This window comes from Desulfosoma profundi (assembly GCF_055387865.1).
This window is the reverse complement of the sequence record NZ_AP042420.1, coordinates 981716-1000222: the sequence shown is the minus strand read 5'-3', so window position 1 is coordinate 1000222 and position 18507 is coordinate 981716. Positions and strand designations below refer to the sequence as shown.

21 protein-coding genes are annotated in these 18507 nt (G+C 55.3%); 12 read left to right on the top strand and 9 right to left on the bottom strand.

Annotation, left to right across the window (positions count from 1 at the left end; genetic code table 11):
• Positions 1-2 precede the first annotated feature (2 nt).
• Genes ybeY through ACZ5K9_RS04465 form a run of 3 tightly spaced genes read right to left on the bottom strand, consistent with a single transcriptional unit; the run spans position 3 to position 3909 of the window.
• Positions 3-497: an rRNA maturation RNase YbeY gene (ybeY, locus tag ACZ5K9_RS04475; RefSeq protein ID WP_464273219.1), complete on the bottom strand. Its 495-nt coding sequence runs from the start codon at positions 495-497 to the stop codon at positions 3-5.
• Positions 394-2886 (bottom strand): HD family phosphohydrolase, encoded by a 2493-nt coding sequence (locus ACZ5K9_RS04470; RefSeq protein ID WP_464273218.1) that lies wholly within the window; start codon positions 2884-2886, stop codon positions 394-396. Before ACZ5K9_RS04470 ends, ybeY begins: the two co-directional genes overlap by 104 nt.
• Before the next feature lie 9 nt (positions 2887-2895).
• The gene (locus ACZ5K9_RS04465) at positions 2896-3909 is read right to left on the bottom strand and encodes a PhoH family protein (RefSeq protein WP_464273217.1); all 1014 of its coding nucleotides are present in this window, start codon (positions 3907-3909) and stop codon (positions 2896-2898) included.
• A gap of 204 nt (positions 3910-4113) precedes the next feature.
• Between ACZ5K9_RS04465 and ACZ5K9_RS04460 the strand changes: the two genes are divergently transcribed.
• On the top strand, positions 4114-4710 hold the full coding sequence (locus tag ACZ5K9_RS04460; RefSeq protein ID WP_464273216.1) for a CvpA family protein: 597 nt from the start codon (positions 4114-4116) through the stop codon (positions 4708-4710).
• On the top strand, positions 4676-5461 hold the full coding sequence (locus ACZ5K9_RS04455) for a MazG family protein (RefSeq protein WP_464273215.1): 786 nt from the start codon (positions 4676-4678) through the stop codon (positions 5459-5461). The genes ACZ5K9_RS04460 and ACZ5K9_RS04455 overlap by 35 nt, the downstream gene beginning before the upstream one ends.
• On the opposite strand, the gene ACZ5K9_RS04450 is transcribed toward ACZ5K9_RS04455, so the two are convergent.
• Positions 5419-6135: a hypothetical protein gene (locus ACZ5K9_RS04450; RefSeq protein ID WP_464273214.1), complete on the bottom strand. Its 717-nt coding sequence runs from the start codon at positions 6133-6135 to the stop codon at positions 5419-5421. The genes ACZ5K9_RS04455 and ACZ5K9_RS04450 overlap by 43 nt on opposite strands.
• Before the next feature lie 50 nt (positions 6136-6185).
• Here ACZ5K9_RS04450 and ACZ5K9_RS04445 point away from each other — a divergent pair, with 50 nt between their 5' ends.
• Both ACZ5K9_RS04445 and ACZ5K9_RS04440 read left to right on the top strand, forming a co-directional pair.
• Complete coding sequence (locus ACZ5K9_RS04445; RefSeq protein ID WP_464273213.1) at positions 6186-6587, top strand: DnaJ family domain-containing protein; 402 nt, start codon at positions 6186-6188, stop codon at positions 6585-6587.
• Positions 6587-7777, top strand: a complete 1191-nt coding sequence (locus ACZ5K9_RS04440; RefSeq protein WP_464273212.1) for an exo-beta-N-acetylmuramidase NamZ family protein — start codon at positions 6587-6589, stop codon at positions 7775-7777. Before ACZ5K9_RS04445 ends, ACZ5K9_RS04440 begins: the two co-directional genes overlap by 1 nt.
• 31 nt (positions 7778-7808) lie before the next feature.
• On the opposite strand, the gene nadE is transcribed toward ACZ5K9_RS04440, so the two are convergent.
• Both nadE and lepB read right to left on the bottom strand, forming a co-directional pair.
• Complete coding sequence (gene nadE / locus ACZ5K9_RS04435) at positions 7809-9263, bottom strand: NAD(+) synthase (protein WP_464273211.1); 1455 nt, start codon at positions 9261-9263, stop codon at positions 7809-7811.
• 125 nt (positions 9264-9388) lie between these two features.
• Positions 9389-10054: a signal peptidase I gene (gene lepB / locus ACZ5K9_RS04430; RefSeq protein ID WP_464273210.1), complete on the bottom strand. Its 666-nt coding sequence runs from the start codon at positions 10052-10054 to the stop codon at positions 9389-9391.
• A 126-nt stretch (positions 10055-10180) separates the two neighbouring features.
• On the opposite strand from lepB, the gene pilM reads away from it, so the two are divergent.
• The 5 genes from pilM (at position 10181) to ACZ5K9_RS04405 (ending at position 15190) form a co-directional block, all read left to right on the top strand.
• Positions 10181-11236: a type IV pilus assembly protein PilM gene (gene pilM / locus ACZ5K9_RS04425; RefSeq protein ID WP_464273209.1), complete on the top strand. Its 1056-nt coding sequence runs from the start codon at positions 10181-10183 to the stop codon at positions 11234-11236.
• Positions 11233-11886: a PilN domain-containing protein gene (locus ACZ5K9_RS04420; protein WP_464273208.1), complete on the top strand. Its 654-nt coding sequence runs from the start codon at positions 11233-11235 to the stop codon at positions 11884-11886. The genes pilM and ACZ5K9_RS04420 overlap by 4 nt, the downstream gene beginning before the upstream one ends.
• A 15-nt stretch (positions 11887-11901) precedes the next feature.
• Positions 11902-12513, top strand: coding sequence for a type IV pilus inner membrane component PilO (locus ACZ5K9_RS04415; RefSeq protein WP_464273207.1), 612 nt, complete (start codon positions 11902-11904; stop codon positions 12511-12513).
• An 88-nt stretch (positions 12514-12601) separates the two neighbouring features.
• Positions 12602-14449 carry a type IV pilus secretin PilQ gene (locus ACZ5K9_RS04410; RefSeq protein ID WP_464273206.1) on the top strand — a complete coding sequence of 616 codons (1848 nt, stop codon included), beginning with the start codon at positions 12602-12604 and terminating at the stop codon, positions 14447-14449.
• A 27-nt stretch (positions 14450-14476) separates the two neighbouring features.
• Positions 14477-15190: a L,D-transpeptidase family protein gene (locus tag ACZ5K9_RS04405; protein ID WP_464273205.1), complete on the top strand. Its 714-nt coding sequence runs from the start codon at positions 14477-14479 to the stop codon at positions 15188-15190.
• Positions 15191-15231: 41 nt separating this feature from the next.
• Here the strand turns inward: ACZ5K9_RS04405 and ACZ5K9_RS04400 are convergent, their stop codons facing one another.
• Positions 15232-15627, bottom strand: a complete 396-nt coding sequence (locus ACZ5K9_RS04400) for a hypothetical protein (protein WP_464273204.1) — start codon at positions 15625-15627, stop codon at positions 15232-15234.
• Positions 15628-15820: 193 nt separating this feature from the next.
• Here ACZ5K9_RS04400 and ACZ5K9_RS04395 point away from each other — a divergent pair, with 193 nt between their 5' ends.
• Together ACZ5K9_RS04395 and ACZ5K9_RS04390 are read left to right on the top strand one after the other, a co-directional pair.
• The gene (locus tag ACZ5K9_RS04395; RefSeq protein ID WP_464273203.1) at positions 15821-16417 is read left to right on the top strand and encodes a 2-oxoacid:acceptor oxidoreductase family protein; all 597 of its coding nucleotides are present in this window, start codon (positions 15821-15823) and stop codon (positions 16415-16417) included.
• Positions 16418-16463: 46 nt separating this feature from the next.
• Positions 16464-16751, top strand: a complete 288-nt coding sequence (locus ACZ5K9_RS04390) for a 4Fe-4S binding protein (protein ID WP_464273202.1) — start codon at positions 16464-16466, stop codon at positions 16749-16751.
• A gap of 16 nt (positions 16752-16767) precedes the next feature.
• Here ACZ5K9_RS04390 and ACZ5K9_RS04385 read toward each other — a convergent pair whose 3' ends face one another.
• Complete coding sequence (locus tag ACZ5K9_RS04385; RefSeq protein ID WP_464273201.1) at positions 16768-17526, bottom strand: methyltransferase domain-containing protein; 759 nt, start codon at positions 17524-17526, stop codon at positions 16768-16770.
• A 99-nt stretch (positions 17527-17625) separates the two neighbouring features.
• Here ACZ5K9_RS04385 and ACZ5K9_RS04380 point away from each other — a divergent pair, with 99 nt between their 5' ends.
• Entirely contained in the window at positions 17626-17913 is a 288-nt protein-coding gene (locus ACZ5K9_RS04380) for an antibiotic biosynthesis monooxygenase family protein (protein ID WP_464273200.1), read from the top strand.
• Here ACZ5K9_RS04380 and ACZ5K9_RS04375 read toward each other — a convergent pair.
• The gene (locus ACZ5K9_RS04375) at positions 17907-18470 is read right to left on the bottom strand and encodes an epoxyqueuosine reductase QueH (protein WP_464273199.1); all 564 of its coding nucleotides are present in this window, start codon (positions 18468-18470) and stop codon (positions 17907-17909) included. The genes ACZ5K9_RS04380 and ACZ5K9_RS04375 overlap by 7 nt on opposite strands.
• Positions 18471-18507 lie beyond the last annotated feature (37 nt).

The window sequence follows — 18507 nt, the reverse complement described above, 5'->3', positions numbered from 1 at the left end:
ATTCATCCCTCCTTTGTGTCTTCGGAAAAATCCGTCCGATACCAAGCGAAACGGGCAGGTTCACGCCCGAGTTTTTCCAAGAGCTGCAAGGTGATGGCTTCCATGGATTGTGCGTCATCGGGATTTCCATGGTCGTGACCCAAAAGATGAAGGATCCCGTGCACCAGGAGGAGATCCAGTATTTCGTCCAAGGTACACTGGAATTTGTGGGCCATGGCCGATGCCGTTTCCACACCGATGACCACGTCGCCCAGCATCTGAGGCGCTATGTCCCCGAAGTCTCCCTCCCTCATGGGGAATGACAGGACATCGGTTGGTTCCGCGAGACCACGGAATCTTTGGTTCAGTTCGGCCATTTCCTCGTCATCGGTAATGACCAGGCTCAGTTCCGCGTCACTGCAGTCCAAGGCGTTTAAGATCTGTTCGGCTGTTTCCTGCAGTCGATCCAGGTCGATCTTTATCCGGTCGCAGTTCACGCTGATTTGAATCTGTGCCATGCGGTTTGCCCTTTGTAGGAACGGTTTGTGTTGGATATTCGATGCGCTTATGGTGGACCGTGGCCAAGATTTGATGGAAGTGTTTGGCGATTTGGTGGAGATCCTTCAGGGTGAGTTCGCACTCGTCCAGCTGTCCGTCGGTGAAGGCGTTATTGATGAGGCGGCTGACCATGCCCTGGATTCGGGCGGGTGTGGGTTCGCTGAGCGACCGGCACGCGGCCTCCACCATATCCGCGAGCATCACCAGACCGGCTTCCTTGGTCTGGGGCTTGGGGCCGGGATAGCGATAATCATCGATGTTGATGGGAGGCAAATCTGCCCCTTTAGAGGTTATGGCCTTTTCCCGGGCTTCAATGGCTTTCTGATAGAAGTAGGCGATGAGACTTTTACCGTGGTGCTGATTGATGATGTCGATGATGGGTTTTCCCAGTCGGTGTTTTCGAGCCAATTCAACTCCGTCCTTGACATGCGAGATGAGGATGAGACTGCTCATGGACGGAGCCAGCTTCTCGTGGCGGTTTTCCGCGTCAAACTGGTTTTCTATGAAGTACAGCGGCTTTTTAATCTTGCCGATGTCATGGTAATAGCCGGCTACCTTGGCCAGCAACGAATTGGCTCCGATGGACTTGGCAGCCGCTTCTGTCATGTTGGCCACAATGAGGCTGTGGTGATAGGTCCCCGGTGCTTGGATCATAAGTTCCTGCAGGAGAGGTTGGTCCATGCTGGCCAGTTCCAAAAGGCGGATGTCTGTGGTGTACCCGAACAAGAGTTCAGCCAATGGGGTAAAGCCTGTGGCCAGGACTCCGGACACGATACCCCCCATAAATCCGAGAAAGGCATCAACGAGCACGGCGGGTGAATCGGGATGTTCCTGGAATAACGCCATCAGAGCCAGGCACGCCGCGTTGGTCGCCCCGGTGAGTAAGCCCGCTTGAATAGGGACCAGTCGGTTGCGGCAGGGATTGACCCGGTAGCTCCCGACAAGCGAACCCAGAAGGGCGAAGGCGAACACCTGGAAGTCATTGCCGCAGACCAAGGCCACAAAAACACTGACCGCTACGGAAAAGAAAACCGCCACAGTCAGCCCGAAGAAAATGCTGGCCAACATGGCTCCGGCGGCAATGGGCACCGCGTAAAGGAAGCTCCGGTGATCGAAATACCCGCCATGGGTTCCCAGGGACGTGCCGATCCAATCGGCCGTGCGGCACAGGATCAAAAGGACCATCAGGACGCAGGCCAGAAAGACATAATCGTTGAAGCGCAGACGCACGGACGGGATGCGCAGAGAAAGCAGATGCCACAAAACAGCCAGAAACAGACATGAAAAGAGCCAGATGGCGGTGAACGCGGAGAGCCCGTGTCTTTTGGGCAGAACCGCAGCGTAGGATTCCAACTTGTGCACGTCCTCCTCGGCCAATCTCTGACCGTCTCGAATGATCATTTCGTTTTTCTTGATTTGGACGTAGACGGGCTTGACGCTTTCCGCGGCGGCCGTTTCAGCCTGGAGGGTTTCGACTCGATTAAAAAACAGATTGGGTTCCAGTAACTGGGCACAGAGGAACGCGATGGCCCGTGCCGGCAGGATGTCTCCTTCTTGCTGGAGAATCGCCGTCACGGCTTTTTCCCTTGCCCGATGGATGTCCGGGAATTCGCTGAGCGAGGCAAAACTTTCTTCACGAAGCGAAGGGATCTTTCGCACCAGAATCGGTCGATGCGTTGATCGCCATTGTTTGAAAGCCGCCATGTCCGGATCGTCCGGACCGGGCAGAATGCCGTGATCGAAAAGGCTGTGCATCCAGCTGTGAACCCGGTCTTCCAAGGCGGGTGAAAACCGTTCGGCGGCCAAGATGAGGTAGATGTTGTCCGGAACGGGAAATCCTAAGACCTCTTCAAACGTGGATCGATGAGGTCCCAGGCGGTTCTCAGGACCCTCCCCCTTCGTCGGTGGAAAGCGCCGGAGAAGCTCCATCCAACGGTCCGGCATGAGCCCCTTGGTTTCCTGAAGCAGCAGGCCATGGACAAGCTCGCGCATGGTCTTAAAAGCTCTCGAGAGCCGAAGGGCCGAAGTCTGTGCCGCTTTTTCATGAAGATCGAAGATCAGCGGCGCATCCTGACGGGCGGCTTCCCGTTTTCGAGCGGTGGCCTCCTGATCGAGCAAGAGGAAATCCCGATCCGCTTTCACGTTTTGCGTGGCCACATCGCCCGGACGGTAAACGGGAGGGCGTTTCAGAAACGACGGGGTGATGATGAACGCCGCGGCCAGGGAAAAAACGATCACCAAGGCCGCTTTGGCGTGATCGGGATACTGCCACCACTGAAGTGCCCTGGAGCGCCAGTCGGCCGCTTCGGAGCTCATGCGCCGGTTTTCGGCTGTCTTTTCTCTTTCCATAATGTCCGCCTATCGAGAATCCGTGGGTTTTCTCGACGGAGTCCTGCGCTCGGCATTTTCGTAGGCTTCGATAATATCCTGGACAAGACGGTGGCGGACCACATCCACGTGGGAAAAGAAGATGAAGCGCAGCCCGCGGATGCCCTGGAGGAGTTCCATAGCTTCCACAAGGCCGGAGGGTTTGTTGTCGGGCAGGTCGATTTGGGTCACGTCTCCGGTGATCACCGCTTTAGAGCCCAATCCGAGGCGTGTCAGGAACATCTTCATCTGTTCGCTGGTGGTGTTTTGGGCTTCGTCCAAAATGACGAAAGCCTCGTTGAGCGTGCGGCCACGCATGAAGGCTAGGGGCGCGACCTCGATGGCGCCGCGCGCGAGGAGTTTGGACGCCTTCTCGAAATCCATCATGTCATGCAACGCATCGTAAAGGGGCCGAAGATAGGGGTTGACCTTCTCTGCCAGGTCCCCAGGGAGAAAGCCCAATTTTTCTCCGGCTTCCACGGCGGGTCGGACCAGGATAATCCGCCGCACCTGATCCGCTGTGAGCGCCGAAACGGCCATGGCCATGGCCAGATACGTTTTGCCCGTGCCCGCTGGGCCGATCCCGAAAACAATATCGTGAGACCGGATAGCTTCGATGTACTCCTTCTGCTTGAGGCTCTTTGGCGTGATGACACGTTTGCTTGAGGTGACGAAGACTTTATCCAGAAAGATATCTTCCAACCGGCTTCGGGGGTTGTCACTGAGAATCCTGACGGCGTAGAGCACATCGGAGGCATAGAGCGGATATCCTTTGCGCCGCAAAGCTTCGAGTTCATCCAAGACGCGCTGCGCCAGGGTCACGTGGGCTTTTTCGCCGGTGATGGTCACTTGCGTGCCGCGAACATGCAGGCGAACTTCCAGTTGTTTTTCAATGAGTTTGAGATGCGTGTTGCGTTCTCCGGCGAGGTCCTGCAGGAGGGACGGGTCGTCGAAGGTTTTACTTTGGGAGAAAGCGACAGGATCTTGAATGCGTGATGTCAACAATCAATAATCCTTTCTGTGAAATTCGTGCGGGAAGTTCCCGACACGCTTGAGAGATATCATTCGCCGCGCAATCTGACAACGACTTCTTAAGACTCCAGCCTCACGCAAACTCGTTGAACCTTCCCGGGGGAATGGTCTATGGTTTCGCGTGCTGGAAGGGGTCACTCACCGCTGAGCGGCGAAGGATTCGGTGGGAGGCGCACGATGAACATTACGGATTGGGTGCTGATTGCCATCGGCGGCCTGGCGCTCCTTCGGGGTTTATGGCGCGGCGCCGTCTCGCAGGTTTTCGGCATCCTTGGTTTTGTGGCGGGGTTTGTTGTGGCCCACCGTTATGGGACGGCCTTGGGTTTGCGTCTTGCCGAGACTTTTCCGGCTTTACCCTATCCGACGGCCATCGCCGCCGGGCTTCTTTTCGGACTCACATGGTTTCTCATTGCCTTGGCCGGCAGTTGGATCTCTCGACGGCTTCACACTGGGGGATTGGGTGGGACGGATCGGTTGCTCGGGGGGGCTTTCGGGTTGATCAAAGGGGGGGTGGCGATGATTTTCGTGGTCTGGATATTGACTTTCCTATGTCCTCCAGATCATGCCCTTATCAAACACTCCCGGCTCGTCCCGTATGTGCAGCTTGGGACACGGCTGCTCCTTGACGCCGCTCCCAAAGGTTTTCGACAACATCTGGATGAACTTTCCAGGAACATGAAGAAGCCTGCGCCCGGCAGGGACACGAAGCCGCCGGGTGCGGGTGCGGAGAAAAACGACGGTGCAGGAAAAGAACAGTCAAGAAGAGCTTTATGATGGCGACGATCGATGGGCAAAGATAAAACGCCTTTGGGAAATCATCGATCGCCTTCGAGGGGAAAACGGCTGCCCGTGGGATCGACAACAGACCCCGGAAACCGTGCAGACCTACCTCATCGAAGAAGCTCATGAGGCGGCAGCGGCCGTCCGGGCAGGTGCGGAGGATGAAGCGGCCGAAGAACTCGGAGATCTTCTCTTTATGGTCTTCTTCATGATCCATCTCTATGAGGAGGCCGGGAGGTTCACGTTGAACGATGTGTGCATGGGGATCAGCGAAAAAATGATTCGCCGACACCCTCATGTTTTCGGGGACACGGTGGTCGACTCGGCCGCGGATGTTCGGTCCAATTGGGAAAAAATCAAGCAAAAAGAAAAAAAAGCGCGCTCCTCCGGGCTGGGCGTCCCCGGAACCCTTCCCGCGCTCGTTCGAGCCTATCGGCTGATTTCGCGGATGAGCAGCGACCAAGCCGCTCTCCTCTGCGATGTCCCGGAAGAGAAAATGTTGCTGGAAAGTGCGGCTCATCTAGTGCGGGACGAAGGCGCGCCAAAGGAACAGGTTTCATATTGGCTGGCCCGAGGTCTGATCGCTTTGGTGGTCTTAGCCCGAAGGTGCGGTGTACGCCCAGAGGACTGCCTCCATGCGTATTTGAATCAAATGGAACGAAGTCTCTCTGGACAAGAGCCTTGTGAAAAGGGTTCGGCGGATCAGCGGGGGCCTGTCCAGGACAGTGCGTCGATCACCGCATGACAAGAGCAGCTCGTGGCCACCAGGTAAGACCCCGGAACGGACCTGATGGCGGAGAGCGCCTCTTTGAGCTGTGCCACTGTGTAGCCACCAACCCCTGCAGCCAACTGGCGGCTTTGAACGACCACCGTACGGAAGAGGGGAATGGAAAGATTTTGAAGGATTTGGTAAAGTTTCTGAGGGCGGGGCCTCCGGGTGATGGTGCAATGATCCTCGGGTTCAAGGCAGTCATCCGGGCAATGGAAAGTGGCATGGCTGGCATAGACCGTCCCGGAGGGAGTGCGGATCGGGTGGGGTAGAAAAGCGTCCACTTCCGAGGGGACCGGCAGGCGACGGGCGCCTCCCGTTTTGCCGAGCTCCATCAAAATGCAGCCGAAGGCCACGTGGACCGGTATTGCGGGGATGATCCACTGGTCGTCATTCAACCGTTGGTTCGAAAGAAATACGAAGACATCCCCGCGAACCTTGATGAGCGCGTCATGCTCCGGAATCTCGCGCAAACGGTGGATATCGGCATCCACGATGACTGCGGGCGCCTGACGGTCTTTGAGCAGGCGCTGGATGGCAAGACGGCCGAATCGGCCTGCCCCCAAAATCCATGCCCGACTACTGTCCGTGACATGTGGGGGTAGAGGCTCTTCTGCGGGCCATATCCGCGCGGGTTCGTGGAGCTCCATCCCGATCCACCTCCGTTCCGTGAAAGATCGTTGCCGAAAAGGGGCGCACAATGAGCAACTTGTTTACCATTTTTGAAAAGATTGCGGAACAAAGGATTCAAGAGGCCATGGAGCGAGGGGAATTCGACAACCTGCCGGGTGCCGGAAAACCCCTCACGCTGGAAGACGACAGTCATCTTCCTGCGGACTTGCGCATTGCTTACAAGATTCTCAAAAACGCGGACTGCCTCCCGCCCGAATTGGAATTGCGTAAGGAAATCCGGACTACCGAAGAGCTTCTTTCCGGCATTCAAGACACTCAGGAAAAATACCGCCAAATGAAAAGGCTCAATTATCTCATCATGAAACTCAATACCATGCGCCGCGTTTCTCCCATGCTGGAAGAGCATCAGGTTTATTATCCAAAGGTTTTGGACCGCCTTGCCCGAGAGAAAGAAAAGAAGGGCGCGTGATGGCATCCATGGCCCCCTCCCCGCCGTGTCGATTCGGATGCGACGTCTTCATCGAAGATCCTCCGCCGTGGCTTTCTGAAAAGCGCATTGGTGTCTTGGCCAATCAAGCCTCGGTAACCGCCGATTTTGTTCACGTAGTGGACGCCTTGGCGGCTCGAGGAGCCCGTTTGACCGCCATTTTCTCGCCGCAACATGGTTTTTATGCGGAAAAGCAAGCCAACATGGTCGAATCCGATCACAGTCGGCATAGGGTCTATCATGTTCCTATTTTCAGCCTCTACGGAGAGACCCGACAACCCACCGACTCCATGCTGGACACCATAGACGTTCTCATCGTGGATTTGCAGGACGTGGGATGCCGGGTTTACACGTACGGCACCACCGTCGGGCTGTGTGTCGAAGCTCTCTGTCGGCGTCACATGTCCATGGTCGTCTTGGATCGGCCCAATCCCATCGGTGGAGAGCGAGTGGAAGGCAACCTGGTCCAAGACGGATACCGGTCCTTTGTGGGCCGTTATGCCCTTCCCATGCGCCACGGCCTGACGCTTGGGGAATTGGCCACGTGGGTGGCGCGCATGCATGGGCGGCAAGACATCGTTACCGTTGTGCCCGTGGAGGGCTGGGCGAGGAAGAACCTCTGGCCCGACACGGGGCGTCCATGGATTTTCCCGTCACCCAACATGCCCACGTGGGAGACGGCGGTGCTTTATCCCGGGATGGTGTTACTCGAAGGGACGAACCTGAGTGAAGGACGGGGAACCACACTGCCTTTCCAATTGGTGGGCGCGCCCTATCTCGATCCGGATGCAGTGGGGGCGTTCATAGATCCCTGTGCGCTCGAGGGCGTCGTGCTCCGAGCCGTGGAATTTGAGCCGACCTTCGACAAGTGGGCGGGACAGAGGTGCCGAGGCTTCCATCTCCACATCACAGACCCTCTCGCCTTTCGACCCTATCGCTTTGGGCTGGCCTTTCTCCAAGCCGTGCTGCAAGCCCACAGGCGATCTTTCCAGTGGCTGCCGCCGCCTTACGAGTATGAAAAACGACATCTTCCCATCGACATTCTCACGGGGAACCCTAAGGTCCGCAAACATTTAGAAAATGGGACGGCGATAAGTTTATGGGAAAGGGAATGGTCGGCGGAACTGGAAGCGTACATGGCCGACAGACAGGAAATTCTCCTTTATGGGTAGGGAGCACACGGGGATTTCGCTTATCGATCACTCAGTTTTCTAGGGTCAGCAACACCGCTTCGGCAACTTCCCTCATGGATTTTCGGGTGTCCATGCTTTTCTTTTGCAACCACCGGTAAGCCTCTTCGCCCGTCAGGTTAAGCCGAGAAATGAGGATATCTTTGGCTTTTTCGATAACCTTACGCTTCTCCAACTCTTCCTGAATGATTTTAGTTTTGACCATGAGTTCAGTGTTCTCGATGGCCACGGCGGCTTGGTTGGCCACGGCGGTGAGCACATTCATCTCGAGCTCGGTAAACCGGTGGGGGTGAGAGGTGTAGCAGTTGATCACGCCGATGACGCGATCCTTCACGCGCATGGGGATACTCAGCATGGAGACGAGCCCAAGGCGCCGGGCCAGGGCTTTCTCTTTGAAATAGGGATCCTCCAAGACATTTAGCGCGATGTGGGGCTTGTTTTCGACCACCACTTTCCCGACAACCCCTTCCCCGACTTTCAGCACTCGGTCTTGGAGATATTCGGGGTTGATGGCCTGCGTGGCCCGCAGCCGCAAGACCCGCTCCTGCTCGTCCAGAAGCCACAAGGAACACACGCTGGAATTCATGACCTCCGCCGTGACCATGACGATGAGTCTCAAAATGTCCTCGAGGTATTGGTCTGATGTGATGGCCTTACTGATTACCGTAAGGGCCTCGACGCTCTTGTCGGCGGGGCTGGGTTCGGCCGCCGATGGTTTCAGCCCCGGGACCGCCTCTTCGGTTTGCTGAGGAAAGCGCAGCGGCGGGAACCGCTTGTGAGCCGTTTGGGTGCGGAGTTCCTGGATACGTTTTCGAACATGTTTCGGGACGGCGTGCTGCGCCCCCTTTAAAAAATTGTCGAGCTGCTTGTAGGTGAATCCGAGCTCCCCTTCATCGGTTTGACCGGCCCACAGTCCAGCCGACGGGGGTTTGGTGATGATATGTCGAGGAAGTTTTAATTCGCGCGCGAGTTTCTGCACGTCACTCTTGAGCAGATGGACGATGGGCTGAATGTCTGCAGCTCCGTCCCCGTATTTCGTGAAGTAGCCGATTTCCCATTCGCTGCGATTACTTGTCCCCATGACAAGAAACCCGAGCTCCGCTGCCTTGTGATAGAGAACGGCCATGCGGAGTCTGGCCTTGAGATTTCCGGAGAGGCGAGGGGGGGTGGAGTCCAAGATCTTCAATAATTCGTCCAAGACCGGTCCCAAGTCGATTTCTTCGAAACGCAGCCCTAAATGTCGACAAACGGACCGCGCATCTTGAAGATCCTCTGGGGAGCTATGGCACGGAAGAATCAGTCCAAGAACGTTTTCTCCCAAAGCGGCCTGGGCCAAGGCGGCACATACGGCCGAGTCGATTCCGCCGCTGATCCCCAGGACCACACCCTGGGCCCCGGCCTCCCGAACGCTGTGTGCGATCCATTGAATGAGTCGGTTGGTTTCCTCTGAGATTTGCCGGTTCGCCATGACAAGGCTCTCCGCGAAGACACCTCTCGGAAAAAAATAGCTCAAAGACCTCGGTTATACCTTTGGGCCTCAGCTCTCCCGAAAGTGTTCAGCCGCTGCTTCCGACGTCGGCGGCGACACCGTTTCTAGCGGACAAGGTGGCCGAGACGATCCCAGCGCACGAAAAAATGATCCGGATCCAGGGTCAGCTGTCCGTCCTTGTTCCAGGACCAGTAGATTATAAAAGCCTTACCCCTGACCGCCGACCAATCCACAAAGTTCCAAAAGCGGCTGTCATAGCTTTCATCGCGGTTATCCCCCATGACAAAAAAGCTCCGTTCGGGAACCACGACAGGTCCGAAATTGTCTCGTGGACTGAGGGTCGCAGGCAAAATCCTTGGATCCGTAAACCGCACATAGGGTTCTTCCAAACGTTTTCCATTGATAAAAACAACTTTGTCCTTTATGAGGACTGTGTCGCCAGGAACTCCGATGACTCGTTTGATAAAATCTTTGGCGGGATCCCGGGGATACTTGAAAACGATGATATCCCCTCTTTGGGGCTGAGCCCAATGGAAAATGTCCCTATCGACGACGGGTAGTTTGAGGCCGTATCGAAATTTGCTCACGAGGATGTGATCCCCGATGAGCAGCGTGGTCATCATGGATCCAGACGGGATCTTGAACGCCTGAACCACGAAAGCCCGAATGAACAGAGCCAGCAAGACGGCGATCAGAATAGCTTCTGAATATTCTCGAAGTGCACTTTTTTTCTTTCCCTTGATGGGTTCCGATTTGGAAAAAACACTCAACGCCGCCTCCGATTGTGCCGATAATTCACGAAGAGACCGTTTCCGTTTGTATGTCGGAAAGGCTTGATGTAAATAACAAAAAGAGGTGAGTGTCAACATCAAAGTGGACAGGGAGCCGTAGGGCGAATGTTCCGAAAACGTATGGAACTAGTCGGCGTTGATGTGGGGTCATATGCGGTCAAGATGGTGCAACTGACCCAAGGGAAGGCCGGGCACAAGCTCGAGAACATGGGCATGGCTTTGGTGCCCTCTTCCGCTGTTTCCGAAGGGCGCATCGAAAACCCGAAGGTGGTTGCCGACGTTCTGCGTAAATTGGCGAAGAATCTTAGAATCAAGCCGGGTCCCATTGCAGCGTCCATTTCTGGCTACGAAGTCATGATCAAAAAAATCGAAATGCCCACCATGACAGAAGAAGAATTGGGGATCCGTCTGCGACAAGAAATCGCCCAATACGTTCCGTACCAGTTGGATGAAGTCAATGTGGACTATGAGATTGTGGATGTTTCCAAAAGCCGGGCGAAATTTATGGACGTCCTTCTCGTTGCCGCGAAGAAGGAGGCCGTATCCTTCCATGTGAGCATGCTCCGCTCGGCGGGTTTTGAGCCGATGGTCATCGACGTGGATTACTTTGCTCTGAGCAACGCCTTTGAGGCCACCTACGGTGTGTTTGCCGATGAGAACATCGTCTTGATGGACATTGGGGCCTCTAAGACGACCATGACCATAGTTCAGGCCGGTCGTCCCCTTTTCACGCGGGACCTGGCTTTTGGCGGACACACCATCACCCACAGAATTGCCTCGGAACTCGGTTCTTCTCCGGAACAGGCAGAAAGAATCAAGTTGGGGCTCGGTTCTGAACAGGTGGATCGGGCGCGGCTGGAGAAGGCCTTTATCGAGGCACTGGGGGAATTGAGCACAGATTTGAGAAGAGCCCTAGACTTTTTCTTTAGCCATTTTCCCGAGGCCAAGCTGCACAAGATTTTCCTCAGTGGGGGATCGGCTCGGATACCGGGTATGGAAAAGTTTTTGGAAGCCGAACTCGGGATTCGCGCCGAGGTTTGCAATCCATTACAGCATCTTGAGGTGGATGCGGGCCGATTTGACCCGGCGTATTTGGATCAAATCGGGCCTCAAATGGCCATCGGCCTTGGACTTGCACTCAGGAGAGCGGGGGACAAATGATCCGCATCAACCTCTTGCCTGCCGAAAAGAAGCCGGTCCGGAGCACCGCCCGCCAGTATCTTTTTGCCTACCTCGCCGGTGTGGCCGCAATGGGGGTTGTCATCGCGTATATTTGGTCCAGTCAAGCCGGGGAAATACGTCGTCTCCAGCAGCGGGAATCTGAATTGAAGGCAGAGGCCGCCAAATATGCCAAGTACGAGAAGATTCTTCAGGATCTGACAAAACAAAAAGAGACCATCGAGAAAAAGAAGGAGGTGATCCGAGGGCTCGAAAAAGACAGGGATAAGATGGCTCGGATTCTGGCCCTGATGAGCCTATGGATTCCGGCAGAGAAGGTATGGTTCGAAACGTTGACCGTAACCGGTAACAAGGTCGAGGTGGGCGGGATCGCCCAGAGTAACGAGAGCGTGGCCGAGTTCATGAAAAATCTCGAGCAATCCCCCTATGTGGTCCGAGGCAGCGTGGTGTTGGCCCATTCGAGACAGACGTCCATGGGGGAGCTTAAACTTAGGGAATACCGTCTGACGTGGTCCATGGTGCCCTATTCGCAAGTCAAGGAAGCACTGGCACAAAAAGACCAAGGCGCCAAAAGTCCGGAAACTGAAAAAGTGTCCCCAGAAGCGCCACCCCAGGGAAAACCACAAGGCTGACACCCGGAGGTTTCCATGAAAAAGGTATCCCTCCCCATAGAAGCCATTGAGGCGAAGATTGATGAGCTCCCGGTGGTTCAGAGGGTGCTGGTTTTGGTGGTGACGGTGGTGGCTTTGGCTGCGGTGTTTTATTACTTTAAGTACACTCCTCAAAAGAAACAGATCGAGCAGCTCCGCTCCAGCATCAAGAGCCAAGAAACACGAATAGCCACATTGAAGAAATACGCGGCTGAATCCGAAAAACTTGCCCAAGAGGTCGAGAAGGCTCAAGCGGAGTTGATGGCCATGCTCAAAATGCTTCCCGACCAAAGAGAGATTCCGGCTCTTCTGGAAACCGTCTCTCAAATCGGTGCCGAGGAGGGATTGGAAAACCTGCTCTTCCAGCCGTCGGCCGAGACCCTTCATGAATTTCATGCGACCATCCCCGTGCGTCTGGATCTGGTCGGGCGCTATCACCAGGTAGGGATGTTCCTGGACAGAATTAGCCGACTGGGGCGCATCATCCAGGTCGACAGCGTGGCTCTGAAAAGGCGAAGCGATTCTTCCGTGCAGGTTTCTTGCAACCTCTCGACTTATCGGTTCTTGGAAGAACATGAGAGGAAGAAACCGGCACCGCCCAAAAAATGATGGACGGGGTTTAGAGGCACCATCGCGTTTGCCGACAAGGTGGATTGGAACGGACCGGCTGGAGACATGAAAGACAGGACGGGATACCATGAGCCTCAGAAATTCTTTTGAAAGTCTCACCCTAGGAGCCGTTGCCTCCTTTATCTGTGCCACATTCCTGGCGGGTTCGGTTCTGGCCCAACCCCCTACGAACATCCCAGTCAGGACAACTCCCGAGGCCACCGCCGGAGCTTCATCGCTTGGAGACAAAGTGAAGGTCTTCGGTGTTCAAGCCAAAGACTTTCCCGACCGCACAGAGGTGTCGGTCATCACCGATAGGATTCCTTTGCGCTATCGGGCGCGGCATCAAGGGAGTCAAGGCTTCCAGATCGTTCTGGAAGATGTCGTCACTTCTCTTGGCTCAGGCTCCATCCCTTCAGCTTCAAAGCGTCTAAGCTCCCTAAGGGTTTCCTATGGCGAGGGTGGAGTTTTCACGGTCTTGGGGCGGGTTTTACCTGGAGTGGAGCGGCTGGAAAGCAGTGCTGAGAGTGAGCGGTTGGTGGTGCGTGTATATCCCGGGAAAGCGGACGAGAAGAGAACGGTTGCCCCCGCGCCGTCGTCGCCCGGAGAGGAGGCGCAGAGAGGTGCTCCCTCCAAAGAATCAAACCGAACGCAGGCTATTGCTTCCGAATCGGCGCCATTGGAGGGCGCCCAACTTCCTCTGGAAAAGACGTACCAGGGCAAACCCATCAGCCTAGACCTTCAAGATGCCGACCTGACCAACGTGCTCAGACTCCTTGCCGATGTGAGCGGCATGAATCTTGTCGTGGAACCGGACGTGAGCGGTAAGGTGACTCTCAAGGTGGAAAACATTCCATGGGATCAGGTTCTGGATATGGTTTTGATGATGAACGGGCTGGGTCGCGAGGAAGTGGGAGGGGTCATCCGTATCGCCAAGGAAGACAAATTAAGGCAAGAGATGAAAGAGCGCGAAGAGCGCCTCAAGATCGAACAGCAGCTCCTGAAGACGAAAAAAGATTTGGGGGAATTGGACACGGCGTACCTCCAAATCAATTACGCCGAACCTGCGGAGATCGCCGCCAAGATTTCGGAGATCAAAAGTGCGGACGGCAAGGTGAGCGTGGATCAGCGCAGCGGGACCATCCTCTACACGGACTATCCGGCACGCATCGCTGCGGCCAAGGGAATCATCGCGCGTCTTGACAAACCCAACAAGCAGGTGCTTATAGAGGCTCGAATTGTCCAGCTCAGCACCTCAGCGTCCCGGGATTTAGGCGTGGAGTGGGGTTTCGCTCTGAGTAAGACTACTGATCATCAGGTGGACACCAATTATGCCGTGAACCATCCTGTTACGGCCACATCGACGGCGAGCCTGAGTGTGGGCAAGTTGGTGGGGACCACGCTGTGGAACTTGGATTTACGGCTGCTGGCGGCGGAACAGGCCGGACGGGGCAAGATCATCTCCGCGCCACGAGTCTTGACCATGAATCATGTGAAAGCGACGATTTCTCAAGGCACGCAGATTCCTTATCAGGCACAGAGCGAGGACGGCATTTCCACGGAATTCAAAGATGCGACGCTGGAACTCCAGGTCACACCCCATGTGACACCAGATGGGCGTGTGCGATTACAGATCCAGGCCAAAAAAGAAGCACCGAACTACACCCAAGTCATCCCTGGGCAACCCCCCGCCATCGACAGCCGCAAGGTGGATACGGAACTCCTGGTCGATGACGGAGCCACGGTGGTCATCGGTGGGATCATTGAAGAAAATGAGTCCGATTCAGAAAGTCGCACTCCCGGTGTCCACAAGGTCCCTGTCCTGGGAAATCTTTTCAAATCGAAGTCTACTCGAATGGAGAAAAACGAACTTTTGATATTCATCAATCCACAGATCGTTGACCTTTCCAGTGGCACGGTTCGGGCAGGATCCTAAGAACTCACGGAAGCTGAAGGGGGGGGTATGGTTCGTCACGAGAAACGATCTTTCAAGAGCCGAGCGTTTTGTCAATCGATCATGCGCCACGGCTGGTGTTGGTTAACGATTTGGGTTGCTCTGGGGGCGGTGGGATGCACGGTCCAAGGCCCGTCGCCCCAGGGACAGTTGCAAGACAAGGGTTTGAAAACCGAGGAACAGGTGACGGAAGAGGCTTATCGTCCCTTCGGAGACCTTAAGCCGGTGCGCATCGACTATCTCCGGCCCACTGAAGAAATCCTTTCCCCCCAACTTTATGTTTACAAAGACAAAAGACGCCTTTACGTGATGGATGGCGAGGTGCTTGTGCGCAATTATCCTATCGGTCTGGGTAAGAATCCGAAAGGGGACAAAAAATGTGAGGGGGATGGCAGGACCCCTGAAGGAAGCTTTTTTGTCTGCTTCAAAAATCCGAGAAGCCGGTTCTTTAAATCATTGGCGTTGTCTTATCCAAGCCAGCGGCATGCCGAGCAAGCTCTCACGGCAGGCCTGATCTCTCCGGCGCAGTACCGGGACATCATCCTCGCCCTGGACCGTCTTCTCCAGCCCCCATGGGATACACCTCTTGGAGGAGAAATTTATATCCATGGGGGGGGTGCCCACGGGGATTGGACGGACGGATGCATCGCCCTGTACAATAGCGATATGGTGGAAGTTTACCAAATGGCGGATCGGGGCACCCGAGTCGACGTTCGCCCCTAGCCTTTCCCCGGAGATCATGGAGGGGGCGGAAGGTCCTCCCTTTAACGCCACCAGCGCCGGCGTTCTTCCCATTCCTTAAAGGCCTTCGCCACCACCAATGAAGCAAACCGAGGACTACCCAAATAGTTCCAATTAGTTTTCAGGAAATCTTCTTTCAGCTCATGAAAAGCACGTTCTTTTTCCTTCTCGTCGATGAAGTGGCGTGCTTTGCTGTAACGGTACGGAAAGGGGTTCCCGTGTTCCCGGACGAATTCTTCCGTTAGGGATTTATCCGCAGTGAGCCTATCCAGGATCTCGGGGGGGATCGGCACAGGGATCTCCACCATGACTTCCACATACCATCGATCCCCGGCGAGCTTCCTCGATCGATCGTAGATCCGCAACTCCAGATTGTTGGGAAGGATTAAGGTCTCCACAGGTTTCTGTCCGGTATGCATCACTTTTTTTCTCCTTGATCTCACATTGGCATGCGGGCTCTCCTTTACAGGAAGGACCGGCCTTGTGACAAGGGTTAACCGCTGAGGATGCGGCTCTGGGCATATTGACCTAGGCGGAGAAAGAGGGTAAGAGAACCCGTCACGCAGGGGCAGGACACATGGGGCCATAAGGGGGAAGACCAAGGGGCGTGGTATGACGAAAAGGAAATACATTCAGGTGCGGTGGCACGGCCGGGGTGGTCAAGGGGCTGTGACCGCCGCCATGATCTTGGCTGAAGCGGCTTTTGAACAAGGATATCAAGGAGTGACGGCGGCCCCGTTCTTTGGAGCGGAACGGAGAGGGGCGCCGGTCATTGCCACCAATCGATTCTCGTGGAAACCTATCCGGACTTATTCTTTGGTGGTGCAACCGGATATCGTCGTTGTCCTGGACGAAACACTCCTTGACGTCGTGGATGTGACCTCGGGACTTCAGCACGACGGTCTGGTGGTGATCAACACGGCGAAGAGCCCGGAAGATTTTCTTTTTAAGGAAGCATTCACAGTGGCCACAACGAACGCTACGGCGTGCGCCCGAGAGGCAGGGCTTACGGTTTCTGGGGCCGTCATTTCCAATACAGCCATCCTCGGAGGCTTTGCCAGAGCCTCGGGACTTGTGAATCTCGAAAGCTTGGATCGGGCGCTGGCACATCATTTCCACGGGGAGGCTCTAGAGAAAAATCGGTTAGGGGCGCGGCTGGCCTATGAGAGGACGCGCATCATGGGCGAATGCCGTTTGGAATGCGCTTGATGAGCTGGGAATGAAAGCTCTTTAACACCAAGGAATGGTCAGAATCATGGCAGAACCGCGGAAAGACCCATTCACGTATACGCATTCTTCAGCTTGCGAAGGCGAGGGTGGCCGCACCGGAGATTGGCGATCCGAACGGCCCGTCATCGATCCCGAAAAGTGTACCCCGACAAAAAACCGGAAGCCGTCCTGCTTTCTTTGCTGGCTCTACTGTCCAGAAGGGGTGATCACCCGGAGCATCCCGGTGGAAATCAACTATGAGTACTGCAAGGGATGCGGCATTTGCGCGGAAGAATGTCCAACCCGAGCCATTGAGATGGTCCCTGAAGAATAAAGAATAAAGGAGGGGGTCACATGCGCTTGTGGGCGCAGACCACCTCCCTCCATAAAGGCTCCAACTCGGCGTCCCGCCTCAGGATTTTTACGTGAGAGAACCCGATGTCTTGCAAAAGCGCCTCTAATTCGTGTTCGTCAAGAGAGCCGTTGATGCACCACAGCCAGCCCTCGTGAGCCGTTCCCCATTCCGGCGGGAGGGGCCCGATTCTGACGAGATCCGCAAGCAAAAGGCTTCCCGGCCTTCTGAGAACTCGGAACACTTCTCGGAGCAAGACGTGCTTGTCCTCAAAAAGGTTGAAAACTCCGTTCATAAGCACGATGTGAAAAACCTCATCTCGAAAGGGGATGCGCTCGCCATCCGCCTGAACCCATAATATGTGGGGTTTTCTTGTTTCTTTGTCGTTCTCAGAGTGTGCCATGAAGGCCTTACCGTACCTGAGGGCCTCCTCAGCTGTATCCACGTTGACAATCAACCCGCGGGAGATGATTTTCCCGAACGTCAGGAAAAATGTATCGAGTCCGATGCCGGCTCCCAGATTCAGAATCCTCGGCTCCGAAAATCCAAGGGATTTGACCCACGGCAGCAGATTGCCGCAGGGGAAAAACCGGGCCCACATGGATTCCGGGACTTTTTGCGCGAGGGTGGGATCATATCCGAGGTGGCAGGCCAGGTCTTTGCCTTGCATGATGGGCAAATCCGGGCGCGTGCCGACGTGGTAGATGTGCCGATAAGACTCTACGATAGTATTTTTGATCCCTTTGAATTTCCACATCGATGCTGTCCTGTCGTTGTCTGCAGTCAATAGGCATGCTAAAAAACATCAGCTCCATACAGACGCGCAGTGTCTCCAACAGCAGAAGGGGGAAAGAAGATGGCTATCCGCGTGATCATCGAACGAGTTGTGGATCCAGAAAACGAGTTGCAACTGCAGCATAAGCTTGTGGAACTCCGGGCCAGGGCGATGAAGTCCGGGGGATACATCTCCGGGGAAACTTTGCGCGCCGTCAATAACCCGCAAAAATTTCTCGTCATCAGCACATGGGCCAGTTTAGACGCTTGGAAAGCGTGGGAGAAAGATCCCGAAAGGGAACGACTCCAAAAAGAAATTGATGCGCTCCTGAGAGCTCCCGCGAAGGTGGAAATCTACGCCTATCACTGACGATCCTTTCGTTTGGGGCCGTACCGATCCCGTTCACTGTAGATGCAGCCGCAGTACTGCTGCCGATAAAGACCCATGGCCACGGCTTTTTGTTGCCCGTGCGTCCACCCTTTTCGAAAATCTTCGTAAAGAAAGGGGACGGAAAACGCCGAAGCAGCCTGTTCCGCGATTTGCCGAATCAGCTCGTGGTTCTGCCGTTTGCTGTAAAGGAGCGTTGTGGAAAAAGCGTCGAACCCGCTTTTTTTTGCCAGGCGAGCCGCCGCTTCAAGCCTTCGTGCGTAGCAGTAGAGACAGCGGCGGCTTTCCCGAAATGCTGTCTCTCTAAAAAATCCCTCTAGCTCATAATCCTCACGGACAATAAAGGGGATGTGGGAAGCTTCGGCCACAGTCCGGGCGGTTTCCAAACGCCGTTGCCACTCTTGGTAAGGCTGGATATGGGGGTTGTAAAAGAAAACATGGATCGTCCACGCCTGTGTGGCGAGAAAATCGAGAGGGTAGAGGAGACACGGACCACAGCAGGCATGGAGGAGGATTCTCGCCGAATCTTTGGGCTTCATGATGTTCTCCTAGAAATGCGCCACGGAGCGCCCAAGG